This is a genomic window from Microbacterium alkaliflavum (genome assembly GCF_044325405.1).
Classification (GTDB): domain Bacteria; phylum Actinomycetota; class Actinomycetes; order Actinomycetales; family Microbacteriaceae; genus Microbacterium; species Microbacterium alkaliflavum.
Genome location: NZ_JBIQWL010000008.1, coordinates 45,720 through 58,085, shown reverse-complemented (window position 1 = coordinate 58,085; position 12,366 = coordinate 45,720). Strand labels below are relative to the sequence as shown.

At 72.1% G+C, this 12,366-nt stretch carries 14 protein-coding genes; 8 read left to right on the top strand and 6 right to left on the bottom strand.

What is annotated here, in order from left to right; translation table 11 throughout:
• Window positions 1-96: 96 nt before the first annotated feature.
• A complete protein-coding gene (locus tag ACH3VR_RS17840) occupies window positions 97-777 on the top strand; it encodes a GTP pyrophosphokinase (protein ID WP_397557665.1) in 681 nt (226 codons plus the stop codon).
• Window positions 778-790: 13 nt separating this feature from the next.
• Here ACH3VR_RS17840 and ACH3VR_RS17835 read toward each other — a convergent pair whose 3' ends face one another.
• Window positions 791-1,381 (bottom strand): TetR/AcrR family transcriptional regulator, encoded by a 591-nt coding sequence (locus tag ACH3VR_RS17835; RefSeq protein WP_397557664.1) that lies wholly within the window; start codon window positions 1,379-1,381, stop codon window positions 791-793.
• Between the two features lie 67 nt (window positions 1,382-1,448).
• Between ACH3VR_RS17835 and ACH3VR_RS17830 the strand changes: the two genes are divergently transcribed.
• From ACH3VR_RS17830 to ACH3VR_RS17805, 6 genes are all read left to right on the top strand, one after another.
• Window positions 1,449-2,585, top strand: a complete 1,137-nt coding sequence (locus tag ACH3VR_RS17830) for a hypothetical protein (protein WP_397557663.1) — start codon at window positions 1,449-1,451, stop codon at window positions 2,583-2,585.
• Between the two features lie 79 nt (window positions 2,586-2,664).
• Window positions 2,665-3,537: a transposase gene (locus ACH3VR_RS17825; RefSeq protein WP_397557662.1), complete on the top strand. Its 873-nt coding sequence runs from the start codon at window positions 2,665-2,667 to the stop codon at window positions 3,535-3,537.
• A gap of 72 nt (window positions 3,538-3,609) precedes the next feature.
• Window positions 3,610-4,764, top strand: coding sequence for an alpha/beta fold hydrolase (locus ACH3VR_RS17820; protein WP_397557661.1), 1,155 nt, complete (start codon window positions 3,610-3,612; stop codon window positions 4,762-4,764).
• 34 nt (window positions 4,765-4,798) lie between these two features.
• Window positions 4,799-5,998: a cation:proton antiporter gene (locus ACH3VR_RS17815; RefSeq protein ID WP_397557660.1), complete on the top strand. Its 1,200-nt coding sequence runs from the start codon at window positions 4,799-4,801 to the stop codon at window positions 5,996-5,998.
• Window positions 5,995-6,483: a glutaminase gene (locus ACH3VR_RS17810; protein ID WP_397557659.1), complete on the top strand. Its 489-nt coding sequence runs from the start codon at window positions 5,995-5,997 to the stop codon at window positions 6,481-6,483. The genes ACH3VR_RS17815 and ACH3VR_RS17810 overlap by 4 nt, the downstream gene beginning before the upstream one ends.
• A gap of 51 nt (window positions 6,484-6,534) precedes the next feature.
• Window positions 6,535-7,353 (top strand): tryptophan-rich sensory protein, encoded by an 819-nt coding sequence (locus ACH3VR_RS17805; protein ID WP_397557658.1) that lies wholly within the window; start codon window positions 6,535-6,537, stop codon window positions 7,351-7,353.
• 164 nt (window positions 7,354-7,517) lie between these two features.
• Here ACH3VR_RS17805 and ACH3VR_RS17800 read toward each other — a convergent pair whose 3' ends face one another.
• Window positions 7,518-8,261 (bottom strand): glutamine amidotransferase-related protein, encoded by a 744-nt coding sequence (locus tag ACH3VR_RS17800; RefSeq protein WP_397557657.1) that lies wholly within the window; start codon window positions 8,259-8,261, stop codon window positions 7,518-7,520.
• Between the two features lie 188 nt (window positions 8,262-8,449).
• Entirely contained in the window at window positions 8,450-9,532 is a 1,083-nt protein-coding gene (locus tag ACH3VR_RS17795) for a LysR substrate-binding domain-containing protein (protein ID WP_397557656.1), read from the bottom strand.
• A 36-nt stretch (window positions 9,533-9,568) separates the two neighbouring features.
• Between ACH3VR_RS17795 and ACH3VR_RS17790 the strand changes: the two genes are divergently transcribed.
• Window positions 9,569-9,964 carry a DUF1304 domain-containing protein gene (locus ACH3VR_RS17790; protein WP_397557755.1) on the top strand — a complete coding sequence of 132 codons (396 nt, stop codon included), beginning with the start codon at window positions 9,569-9,571 and terminating at the stop codon, window positions 9,962-9,964.
• Window positions 9,965-9,973: 9 nt separating this feature from the next.
• On the opposite strand, the gene ACH3VR_RS17785 is transcribed toward ACH3VR_RS17790, so the two are convergent.
• The 3 genes from ACH3VR_RS17785 to ACH3VR_RS17775 form a co-directional block, all read right to left on the bottom strand.
• Window positions 9,974-10,525 carry a thermonuclease family protein gene (locus ACH3VR_RS17785; protein WP_397557655.1) on the bottom strand — a complete coding sequence of 184 codons (552 nt, stop codon included), beginning with the start codon at window positions 10,523-10,525 and terminating at the stop codon, window positions 9,974-9,976.
• A gap of 603 nt (window positions 10,526-11,128) precedes the next feature.
• Entirely contained in the window at window positions 11,129-11,536 is a 408-nt protein-coding gene (locus ACH3VR_RS17780; protein WP_397557654.1) for a transferase, read from the bottom strand.
• Window positions 11,537-11,692: 156 nt separating this feature from the next.
• On the bottom strand, window positions 11,693-12,298 hold the full coding sequence (locus tag ACH3VR_RS17775; RefSeq protein WP_397557653.1) for a hypothetical protein: 606 nt from the start codon (window positions 12,296-12,298) through the stop codon (window positions 11,693-11,695).
• Between the last annotated feature and the right edge of the window lie 68 nt (window positions 12,299-12,366).

The following is a 12,366-nucleotide window of genomic DNA, read 5'->3' as shown; positions in this document are numbered from 1 at the left end:
GGCTCAGGCATCCACTCCTCCGCGCACAGGCCCGGCATCGATCGGGCATGAGCGTTTCACAGGAGTCGCCTAGGGGAGCCCCGTAGGTTCGACGGCATGGCGATACCCGCGGATGACCCGTCTTTCACGATCTCCGCATCCGAACTGCGCTCGGCCCGTGACGAGATGCAGCGGTTCCTCCTCGAGTACCGCTTCGGCATGCAGGAGATCGAGACGAAGATCGGCATCCTCCGCGAGGAGTTCGAGCACACGCACGCGTACAACCCGATCGAGCACGTCACGAGCCGGCTCAAGTCGCCCGACAGCCTCGTCGACAAGGTCGCGCGCAAGGGCATCGACCCCGACTTCGACACGATCCGCGCCCGCATCACCGACATCGCCGGCGTCCGCATCACGTGCAGCTTCGTGACCGACGTCTACCGGCTCTTCGACCTGCTCTCGCACCAGGACGACATCACGGTGCTGCAGGTCAAGGACTACATCGCCGAGCCCAAGCCGAACGGCTACCAGAGCCTGCACGCGATCGTCGAGGTGCCCGTCTTCCTCTCGACCGGACGCGTCGCGGTGCCCGTCGAGGTGCAGTTCCGCACGATCGCGATGGACTTCTGGGCGAGCCTCGAGCACAAGATCTACTACAAGTACGCGAGCCAGGTACCCGAGGGGCTGCTCGCCGAGCTGAAGGATGCCGCCGACTCGGCCGCGGCGCTGGACCACCGCATGCAGCGCCTGCACCGCGAACTCCACGGACCCAGGCCCGGCGCGATCGTCGCCGTCTGACCGGCTGCCTTCCTCAGGACGAGAGGATGGATGCCGCGGCCGCGACGTACTCGGCGGGCTCGCGCGGGCCGAACACGGCCGTGTTCGCGATGTAGCCCTGCGCGAGAGCCGCGAGCGACCGGGCGGACTCCCGTGCGAGCGCCGCGGCGGCATCCTCCGACGCCGTCCGGCTCCGCGCCCACGGGAGGGTCGCGGTCGCCAGCGCGCCGAAGAGCCGAGCGGCCGTCGTGGTCATCTCACGCTTGAGGTCGGCATCCACCATCGCCTCGCCCCAGAACTGCACGACGAGCGCAGGGGAGAGGTCATGGTCGGCGAAGGCGCCGAGCATCGACTCGAGCACCTCGCGTGGGGGCAGGACCTCGCCGGCGCGGCCGCGCGCTTCGAGCGCGTCGAGTCGCACGATCAGGAACCGGCCGACGATGTAGCGCGCGAGCTCGGCCTTGTTCGAGAAGTGCGAGTAGATCGCGCCGGTCGAGAGTCCGGACTCGGCGACGATGTCGGCGATCGACGTGTCGCGGACGCCATTGCGCTCGAGGCAGCGGATGGCCGCCTGCGCGATCTCGTCGCGACGGGCTTCGCGGTACTGGTCGGACACCTTCGGCATGGAAAAAGAATAGCCGTTCTGTTATTGTCACAAACAGAACAGCTATTCTCTTTCCCGGGAGGACGCCATGAGCGACCGCACCACCTCCACCTCCACCCCGCGCCCCACGCGCTGGAGCTTCGCCGCCGTCTTCGGACTGGTCGGCGCCGTCCTCGTCGGCATCGTCGTGATGGCCTTCGTGTGGCCCGCCGCGACAGCGCAGCCGCAGAACCTGCCCGTCGGGATCAGCGGACCCGACGCCGCTGTCTCCGCGATCCAGGACAAGCTCGCCGAGCAGGACCCGGCTCCGTTCGCCCTGCAGACCGTCGACTCGCGCGACGACGCCGTGAATCTCATCGAGACGCGCGAGATCTACGGCGCGATCCTCCTCGGCGACAAGCCCGAGGTGCTCATCGCGACCGCCGCCGGCGCCGCACCCGCCGCGGCGCTCAAGGCCGTTGCGACCCAGCTGCAGACGCAGATCGACGGGGCCGTGCAGACGGCCCTCAAGGACCAGCTGACCGCGATCGTCCAGGCGCTGCAGTCCGGCCAGAAGCCTCAGCTGCCCGCGGGCGCCGCCCCCACCGACGTGCCGACGGTCACCGTCACCGACGTCGTGCCGCTGTCGCCGGACGACCCGACCGGCGCAGGCCTGGCCGCGGCCTCCTTCCCGCTCGTGCTCGGCGGCATGCTCGGCGGCATCCTGCTGACGCTCCTCGTCCAGGGCGCCGTGCGCCGCCTCATCGGCCTCGTCGTCTTCGGCGTCGCAGCCGGAGCGGTGATCGTTCTCGTCATGCAGACCTGGTTCGGCATCCTCGAGGGCGACTGGCTGCTCAACGCGGCCGCCGTCGGGATGGGCGTCACGGCGACGTCCGCCTTCATCGTGGGCCTCGCGGCGCTCATCGGCCCCGCCGGCGTCGGCGTCGGCGCGGCCGTCACGATGCTCATCGCCAATCCGATCTCGGGCGCCGCTCTGCCCCCGCAGTTCCTGCCCGAGCCGTGGGGCGCCGTCGGTCAGTGGTTCGCCCCGGGCGCCGCGTCGACCCTGCTGCGGTCGGTGAGCTACTTCCCCGAGGCGTCCACCGCCTTCCCGTGGCTCGTGCTGGCGGGGTGGGTCGTGCTCGGCGTCGTGCTGACGCTCGTCGGCCACCGCCGCACGGCGGCCGAGCTGACACCGCGCCCCGCCGAGCTCGAGCCGGCCGAGCCTGTGCCCGCCGCGGTCTGACGGTCGGCTCGGCGCCCGGCTGGTCCGGGCGCCGAGCCGATCGAGGCGCGGAAGGCCGCGGCGCGGCAGAATGAACGGGATGCCGCCTCCCCGCGACGAGGACGAGCTCGACGCCATCGCCGTCGAGCTCTACGCCCTGCCGCCCGCCGAGTTCACGGCGGCGCGCAACGCGCGGGCCGCGGCATCCGATCGCCTGCTCGGAGCCCGGGTCAAGAAGCTGCCCAAGCCTGCCGTCGCGGCGTGGGCCGTGAGCCTCCTCGCGCGGGAGGGCCAGCTCGCCGAGGCGCTGGAGCTGGCCGCGGCGCTGCACGAAGCGCAGGACGACCTCGATGCCGCCGAGCTCTCGCGCCTCAGCGGTCAGCGGCGCGCGCTCGTCGCGGCGCTGTCGAAGCAGGCCGTCGCCTTGGCCGGCGAACGGAGTGTGACGGTGGGGGCGGCGGCGCGCGAAGACGTCGAGAAGACCATCAACGCCGCGGTGATGGATACTGCGGCCGCCGCCGCCGTTCTCACGGGCCGGCTCGTCCGACCACTCGAGGCCGCCGGCTTCGACCCCGTCGACCTGACCGACGCGCTCGGCGGATCGGCGCCCGACGGCACCGCCGCACCGCCGCCGCCGTCCCGCGACGACCTCGCCGAACGACGTGCCCGCAAGGAGGCCGAGAAGGCCGTGCGGGACACCGAGCGGGAGGAGTCCGAGGCGGCGCGCGACCTCACCCGCGCCGAGGCGCGGCTCGACAAGGCGCGCGAACGCGCCGACCTCATCAACGAGCGCCTCGACCAGCTGCGCGCCGAGCTCGCGCGGGTCGAGTCCGACGCGGCCGGCGTCGAAACCGAGGTCGATCGGCTCGACGAAGAGCGCCGGGAGGCGGCATCCCGGTCCCGCACCGCCGAGAAGAAGGCGACGGCGGCTCGCGCCGCCCTTCAGGAACGGACGTCGCCGATCACGACGTGAGGCGGCAGGCGATGGGGGTCGCGTATGAGACGACGATTTCGGGGACCGCGGTTCGCGTTCGCCTATTTCGCCGTGGTGCTCGCCGTCGCGGGAGCCCTCGTCGCGGCGGTCGCCCTGCGGATCGCGGGTGACGCCCTCGAGCGTCCGGGTGTCGACGAGTTCTACGCGCAGCCGCCGGACGCGGCGGACGGGGATCCCGGCGGCCTCGTGAAGTCCGAAGCCCTCCTCGGCGCGCCGCTCGCGAGCAGCGCGTGGCGCATCATGTACCGATCGACGACGGCCGACGGAGACCCTGTCGTCGTCACCGGCACGGTCGTCGTCCCGTGGGGGCCGACGCCGCCCGGCGGGAGGACCGTCGTCGCGTGGGGACACCCGACGACGGGCTCGGCGCGCGACTGCGCGCCGTCGTACGGCTTCGACCCCTTCGTGGGCATCGAGGGGCTGCGCTGGCTGCTCCTGCGCGGCTACGCCGTCGTCGCGACCGACTACACGGGGATGGGAACCGACGGACCCGACTCCTACCTCGTCGGAGGCACGGCCGGCGCGAACATGCTCGATGCGGTGAGGGCTGCGCGCGAGCTGCTCGGCGCGCAGGCGAGCGACCGCGTCATCCTGTGGGGGCACTCGCAGGGCGGGCAGGCGGCCCTGTTCGCCGCCGAACGGGCGGCGGACTACGCGCCCGAGCTCGACATCCGCGCCGTCGCCGTCGCAGCGCCCGCGGCCGATCTCCTCGGGCTCATGTCGGCGCATCTCGACGACATCTCCGGGGTGACGATCGGCTCGTACGCCTTCCAGGCCTTCGCCGACACGTACGGCGACAGCGTGCCGGGGGTTCAGCTCGACTCGATCCTCACCCCCGAGGCGATCGCGATCCTCCCCGAGATGAACGAGCTGTGCCTGCTGTCGAACATCGACCGGCTGCACGAGATCGGCGAACCGGTCGTCGGCCGGTTCACGACGAGCGATCCGACCACGACTCCGCCCTGGTCAGAGCTGCTCGCCGAGAACTCTGCGGGATCCGTCGCCTTCGACGCGCCTCTCTTCGTCGCGCAGGGCCTCGACGACGCCCTCGTCGTGCCCGCCGACACGACCGGCTTCGTGGCGCACGAGAGGGCGCAGGGGATGTCGGTGCGGTACGACCAGATCCCGTTCGCGACGCATGCGACGGTCGCCTATCTCGCCCTGCCGGGCATGCTGGAGTGGCTCTCCCGCGTCACGGGGGACTAGCGCGGGGACGACGGCCCGTCGCTACTGTGATCCCGTGAGCACCGAGCAAACGACGATCTTCGTCATCTTCGTCCTGGCAGTGCTCGCGCCCCTGGCAGCGCGACTCCTCGGCCGCTGGGTGCGCGTGCCGATCGTCGTCTTCGAGCTCGTGCTCGGCATCCTGGTCGGCCCCAGCCTCCTCGGCTGGGCGCAGCAGTCGGACTTCGTCGAAATGCTGTCGAACTTCGGGCTCGCGATGCTGTTCTTCATGGCCGGCTCCGAGATCGAGCTGACCGCGCTGCAGGGCCGCACGGGCCGACGGGCTGCGGGCGGCTGGCTGATAAGCCTCGCCCTCGGCATCGCGGCCGGATGGGTCATCGCACCGGGCGAGGGGGCCGTCGTGATCGGCGTCGCGCTCTGCTCGACGGCGCTCGGCACGCTCCTGCCGATCCTGCGCGACGAGGGGGAGCTCAAGACGCCGTTCGGCAAGTCGATCTCGGCGATCGGCGCCGTCGGCGAGTTCGGTCCTCTCATCGCGATCTCGCTCTTCCTCGGCGGCCGCAATCCGGGGCTCTCCACGATCGTCCTGCTCCTGTTCGTCCTGCTCGCCGCGCTCACGATCTGGTGGGCCTTCCGCATGCCGCAGGGCGCCCTGCACCGCGCTGTCAACGCGTCGATGCACACGTCGGGCCAGTTCGCCGTACGGTTCGTCGCGTTCGCCCTCGCCGTGCTCGTCTCCCTCAGCATCGTGCTCGACCTCGACATGCTCCTGGGCGCGTTCACGGCCGGCGTCGTGTGGAAGCTCGTCATGCGCGACGCGAAGGAGGCGGACCGCAAGGCGGTCGAGAGCAAGGTGGAAGCCGTCGCCTTCGGATTCCTCGTGCCGTTCTTCTTCATCTACACGGGCATCACCTTCGATCTCCAGGCACTCTTCGACAACCCGGTGCTGTTCCTGCTGCTGCCGATCGGCCTCGTGCTGCTGCTCGTCATCCGCGGCCTCCCGTCGCTGCTCGCGGCGCCGGAGGGCGCGTCCCGGCGCGATCGGACGGCGGTCGCGCTCTTCGGTGCGACGGGCCTTCCGATCATCGTCGCCGTGACCGCGATCGGCGTCGACGAGAAGCTCATCTCCAGCGGGCTCGCCTCGGCGCTCGTCGGCGCCGGCATGCTCTCGGTGCTGCTCTACCCGCTCATCGGCACACTCGTGCGCCGGGAACCGGTGAAGGCGTCCCCCCGGCTCGAGGACGACATGGCGTGAGCATCGTCGCTCTCTTCGACGCTGCCCGCGCGCGCCTGCGGCCGCTGCCCCGCGAGGCGCTCGGCGAGTTCGTCCAGCCGAGGCGAGTGCTCGGGATGCCACGCGCTCCGCGCATCGTGCCGCGCGGCGAGGCCTGGCATCTGGGCGCGCTGCTCGTCACCGACGACGCCGTGCTCGCGACGGGTGACATCGTGCGGGCCCGCACCGAAGCGCGGCGCGGTTACGCCGCCGAATCGCAGCGACGGCGCGCCGAGCTCGCTGCCGCAGCGCGACGCGGCGGCTTCGCGGAGGGGCAGACGGTGCACATCGGATGGACCGTGCTCGATCTCGGCGCCGTCGCGGCGGGCGCGGCATCCGGTCCGCTGTCGCTCCGAGACGGCACGCCGAGCGTCCGCTGGAGCGCGTCGGGAGGATGGATGCCGCTTGCGGCATACCTCGACGAGCGCGTCGGGCTCCTCGAGCAGCCGCCGCTGGGCGCGTCCTGACGCCTTGTCAAGCCCGTGCCTCGGAGCGCGGGCATCCGTAGCCTGAGGCGCATGACAGCCGCAGCCCACTCGCAGGCCGCCGTCGCGGCATCCCGTCCCCTCGACCTCGGCCGGCAGATCGCGGTCATCGCGGCCACGTGCTTCATGCTCGTGGCGGCGGCCGTCGGCACCGGCGCGCTCGGCGGGACGCCCGTGCAGGATCTTCAGGGCGGAGCGCTCGACAGCGACGGGTCGCTTCTCGCTCCCGCCCGGCCGGCGTTCTCCATCTGGAGCGCGATCTATCTCCTGCTCATCGCGTACACCGTGTGGCAGGCCCTCCCCGGTCAGCGGTCGGATCGACGTCAGCGCGCGCTCGGGTGGTGGATCGCGGCGACGGCGGTGCTGAACGGGCTCTGGCTCGTGGCGGCGCAGTACGCCACTCTGCCCGTGACGGTGCTGGCGATCTTCGCGCTGCTCGCGGCGCTCGCCGCGACGTTCCAGCGCACCGTCGCCGTGCCCGCGGAGCGTGCCGTCGACGCGATCCTCATCGACGGCGCGACCGGACTTCACCTGGGCTGGGTCTCGCTCGCCTCGGTCGCGAACACGGCCGCATGGCTGACGGATGCCGGCCTCGACGTCGCGGCGCCGGCGGTCTGGGGGATCGGCGTTCTCGTCGTCGTCGCCGCGATCGGCGTGGCGATCCCGGTCGCGAGCGGCGGACGCTTCGCGCCGGGACTCGCACTCGCCTGGGGACTCGTCTGGCTCGCCGTCGGCCGGCTCACGGGCGATCCGGCGAGCGTGCCGATCGGCGTCGCGGCGCTCGTCGTCGCCGCGATCGTGCTCGTCGTCCCGGTCGTCATGATGGTGCGGCGACGCGAGGTGCGACCGTGAGCCGAGCCGCGCGACCGTGAGTCGGGCGGTCAGGACTCCGGGCCGAAGGTGGGCGCGAACGTGCGCCGGCCGGTTCAGGACTCCGGGCCGAAGGTGCGCGCGAACGTGCGCCGGCCGGTTCAGGACTCCGGGCCGAAGGTGGGCGCGAACGTGCGCCGGCCGGTTCAGGACTCCGGGCCGAAGGTGCGCGCGAACGTGCGCAGCAGCCGCACCGGCTCGGTGACGGATGCCGCGAGCACCTGCGAGGCGATCCGGTCGTAGTCGTGCGCCGCGAAGTAGCCGTCGTCGCGGTAGACCGCCATCCGCTGCGTGAACGCCTTCGTCGTCGGCTCGGGGTGGAACTGCGTCGCGTAGAGCCGATCGCCGACGCGGTAGGCCTGCACGGGGCACGCGTCATTCGACGCGAGCAGCACGCCGCCGGGCGGCGGGACCGCCGAGCCCTCCTTGTGCGCCGTCAGGGCCGCGAACCTGTTGGCGAGCTCGCCGAAGAGCGGGTCGCGGCGTCCTTCCTTCGACACCGTGACGACGGTCGCGCCGGTGTCCTCGGGATACGCGCGGCTCACCGTGCCGCCGAGGAAGCGCGTCACGACGCCGATGCCGTAGCACGTGAAGAGCGCCGCCGTCGCGGCCGCAGCCGCGCGTTCGGCGATCCGCTCGAGGTCGCGCTCGAGGCGGAGCTGCACGTCGGTCTTGGCCGACTCGGGGTCGGTCGCGTTGAACGGGCTGCCCCCCACGAGGAAGCCCGAGTACCGGTCGAACACGTCGGCCGGCAGGGGCTCGCGCACGAGATCGTGCTCGTGGAGCATCGTGTGATCGAGGCGGGTCGCGAGGCGGAACGACTCGTACTCCGCCTCAGCGGCGCCCTGCTGCGGGCGCACGCAGACATACAGCAGCGGGGCACGCGTCATGGCGCGATTCTAGGCGGGGAGGGGTGGTCGGCGCCGCCTCGCCGTCATGCGCGCGTCATGCGAGCGGCTCTGGCGAAGTCGGTGCATCTCGAAGGCCGTGGGACGTCGGGCTCAGGCAGGCGACGCGGAACCGCTTGCGAGGCCCATGAACCCGCGTGCCCGCGATCGTCGGTCCAGGTGCGCTGCAGTCAGGCGCGCGACGAGTTCGACGTGCGGCCCCGGACGATCCCGACGAACGTCTCGACGTGCGGCGTCGTGCGGTCGGCTGGCCACGCGAGGGCGACCCGCGAGACGGGGCCGTCGCGAAGGGGGATGGATGCCGCGTCCCGCCGATGATGCAGGCGCGCGAGCGACATCGGCACGATGACGATCCCGACTCCCGCGGCGACGGTCGCGATCGCGTCGGCCGTCGTCTCGGGCGGATCGAACGCCGGCGCCTGGGCTCCCGGCACATCGACGGAGAGCACGTCGTCGACGGGCACGATGACGACCTCGCCCTCGAGGTCTGCGAGCTCCAGCTCATCGGCCGCGTTGAGGTGCGAGTCCTTCGACACGACCACGACCGGCTGCTCTTCGTAGAGCGGGATGACGTGCAGCCCGTCGGGAGCGATCGGCAGCCGCACGATGGCGGCATCGATCGGTCCAGCAGCGGAGTCGACCGCTCGCGGCTCCGCGGTCTCGTCGCCCGGTCCGCGCTCCTCGTCGGATCCGTCGTGTGCTTCGGCGGCCGCATCGTGTGGTTCGGCGGCTGCGGGGCGCGTGTCGGCGGCTGCATCGTGTGGTTCGGCGGCTGCGGGGCGCGTGTCGGCGGCTGGATGGTGTGGTTCGGCGGCTGCGGGGCCCGTGTCGGCGGCTGCATCGCGTGCTTCGGCGACTGCAGCGGGCGTGTCGGCGGCTGCATCGTGTGCTTCCTCGGCCGGCGAGCCGATCCCGAGGAGTTCCTCGCGCTGGGTCGCCACGGCGATCGGCCGCAGTTCAAGCTCGACCTGCGGCATCCGCTCTCGCCAGATGTCGACCCACTTGCCGGGGGTCGCCCCGGGCACCTCGCCGAGCACGAACGTGGCGGGCGCGTGCCAGGCCGGGGGATCATCCGTGGTCGGCACCGAGCCTTGACCGCCGCGGTCGTTCGCCGCCGTGCCGCTCCCGGACGTGCGGGTCTTGCCTCCGGCGGCCTTCGGAGGAGTCGTGCGGCCGGGCTTCGCCGCACGCCCCGGCGCGGCATCCCTTCGTCCGCGCTTCGACGCGCCGCGCGAACCACCGCTCTTCGCCATCCCGTCAGCGTACCCGGGCGATATCGTTCGCTCATGGTGGCGATCATCGCGACGGTCTTCGCGGCACTGGCAGCTGTGCTGCACGTCTACATCTTTCTCATGGAGAGCGTGCAGTGGACGCAGCCCCGCGTCTGGAAGCGCTTCAGCGTTCCCGACCAGGCGACGGCCGACGCGATCAGGCCCATGGCCTACAACCAGGGCTTCTACAACCTCTTCCTCGCGATCGGCGCGACGATCGGTCTCGTGCTCTTCTGGGCCGACGGCTCGGGGACCGCAGCCGACGTCGCCGGCAGGACCCTCGTGCTGTTCACCCTCGGGTCGATGGTCGCGGCGGCGCTCGTGCTGATCTCGAGCGGCCGGAAGTATCTGCGCGCGGCGCTCCTGCAGGGCACGCTTCCGCTCGTCGGCTTCGTACTCCTGCTGTTCGCCTGATCCGCGGGGTCACGAGCACGCACCCCACTGGCCGGCACTGGCCGCTCGCGCATGCGCCTCGCTGGTCGCCAAGAGCGCGGCGAAGTCGTCGTTCGGCGGGATCGTCATCGTCTCGGCGTCGCCGGCCGCGACGAGGTCGCGGTTGATGAAGCGCCCGTCATCGGTCCAGAGGTAGAGGAGCAGGCGGTCGTAGCGGTCGCGCGGATCGTCGCCGAACGCCGCCCAGACCGTGGCGCCGACCGGCGCGAGCGCGGCGAGATGCGCCTTGGCCTGCTCGGCCCAGCACTCCGCGGGATCGCTGATCTCAGGCGTGTCGATGCCGATCAGCCGGACACGCACATCGTCGGTCTCGGCGATCGCGGGGTTCGGCGCCGTCGGCACGGCGCGAAGAGTGTCGCCATCCCACACAGACACGACGGTCATGGCGAACGCGTCGTCGGGCCGTGTCGGCACGGCTGAGTCGGGTGTCGCCGGTGCGGGATGATGCAGCCGACCGGCCACCAGCCAGGTGCCCGCGACGACCGCGGCGATCAGGATCACGACGCCGATCGTCCGCTTCATCCCCCGACGCTATCGGCGACGTCCGACACCCGTCGCGGCCGCGGGTCGTGGCATCCCATCTCTCGACGGATGAGGCGGGCGAGCGCCTTGCGCCCGCGGGACACTGTGCCCGACGCGCGCACAGCTGCGGGGATATCGACCGGCGCGCCGGGGGTGCGCGGCGCGCCGTGCGAAATCCCCGCCGTTGTGCACGGGGTGGGTGCGGCTCCGCGCGCACAGCTGCGGGGATATCCGCCGGCGCGCCGAGGGTGCGCGGCGCGCTGTGCGAAATCCCCGCCGTTGTGCCCGGGGTGGGTGCGGCTCAGCGCGCACAGCGGCGGGGATATCCGCCGGCGCGCCGAGGGTGCGCGGCGCGCTGTGCGAAATCCCCGCCGTTGTGCCCGGGGTGGGTGCGGCTCAGCGCGCACAGCGGCGGGGATATCCGCCGGCGCGCCGAGGGTGCGCGGCGCGCTGTGCGAAATCCCGCCGTTGTGCTCGGGGCGGGTGCGGCTCAGCGCGCACAGCTGCGGGGATATCGACCGGCGCGCCGAGGGTGCGCGGCGCGCTGCGCGAAATCCCCGCCGTTGTGCACGGCGGGCACGACTCCGCAGCGGCCGCGGAGAATCAGGCGGCCAGGCGCAGCCCCCGGCGGTCGGTGGCGACCCGCTCGCCGTCGGCGATCGTCTCGTCGTCGCCGATCAGCGAGCCCACCGCGACGCGGGCGTCGCGGCCGACCTGCGTGCGCACGCCGATCTTCGCACCGGCGCCGATCGCGGCGCCCGGACCGATGTGCGCGTGCGGCGCGATGTCGGCATCGGGGCCGATGACGGCATCCGATTCGACCCACACTCCGCGCCCGACATGAGCACCGGCGGCGATCTGCACACCCGGTTCGACATAGGCGCCCGCTTCCACGATGGCGCTGGGGTGCACCTTCGCTCCGTGCGCGATCAAGCCTCGGCCGTTGGCGTGTTTGCGGTAGCGCAGAGTCTCGCCGTGGTCGTTCTCGATGTCGATATAGTTCTTGCCCACTGTCCCCTCCTGCGGCCCCACTGGGTGCCGAGTACAGGAATAACCTCGCCGAGCGGGAATTCATTCCCGTGCATGGCCTTGCATCCATCACCCCTCAGAAAGGGTTCGTCACCTAGGGCATTGCGGATTGCCTCGAGGTGTGGCACCACCGCCGATTCAGGGCGCGGGGGTTCCCGGGGGAGTGCCGCGCGGCCGTCGCACGACCAGGTAGATGACGGCGGCGAAGATCGCGGCGAGCACGATGCCGACGACCCAGGGCACCCACCCTGCGGTGCCCTGATCCGATGCAGCGGCTTCGGAGGTCGACGTGGGCGTGGGCGTCGGCGTCGGCGTGGCAGTCGGGGTCGGCGTCGCGGTGGGAGTCGGGGTCGCCGTCGGAGTCGCGGTCGGCTCGGGCGCGACAGTGGGTTCTGGTGCCACGGTGGGCTCGGGCGCGACCGTCGGCTCGGGCGCGACGGTCGGCGTCGGCTCCGGAATGACGGGGATCGTCGCCGTCGGCCCCGGCTCGACGGTCGGCTCGGGCGTCACGATCGGGTGGGCGATGGTCGGCGTCGGTACGGCCACCGTGAGCGTCGGCGTGGGCACGGTGCGCGTCGGCGTCGGCAGAGTGATCGTCGCGGACGGGAGGGTGATCGTCGGCGACGGGAGCGTCGTCGGCAGGTTGACGAGCCCGCATCCGGCCAGCAGGAGAATGGATGCCGCGAACCCCACGATGATCGCAAGGGGCCGCCTCGGGCGGCGCGGAGCGGGGGTCGTCCTCATGGTTCCATCCCTGCGAGATCGGGGCGAATGACAGCACGCTAGCCGTCGCGGCCCGTTCCGCGTCGAGG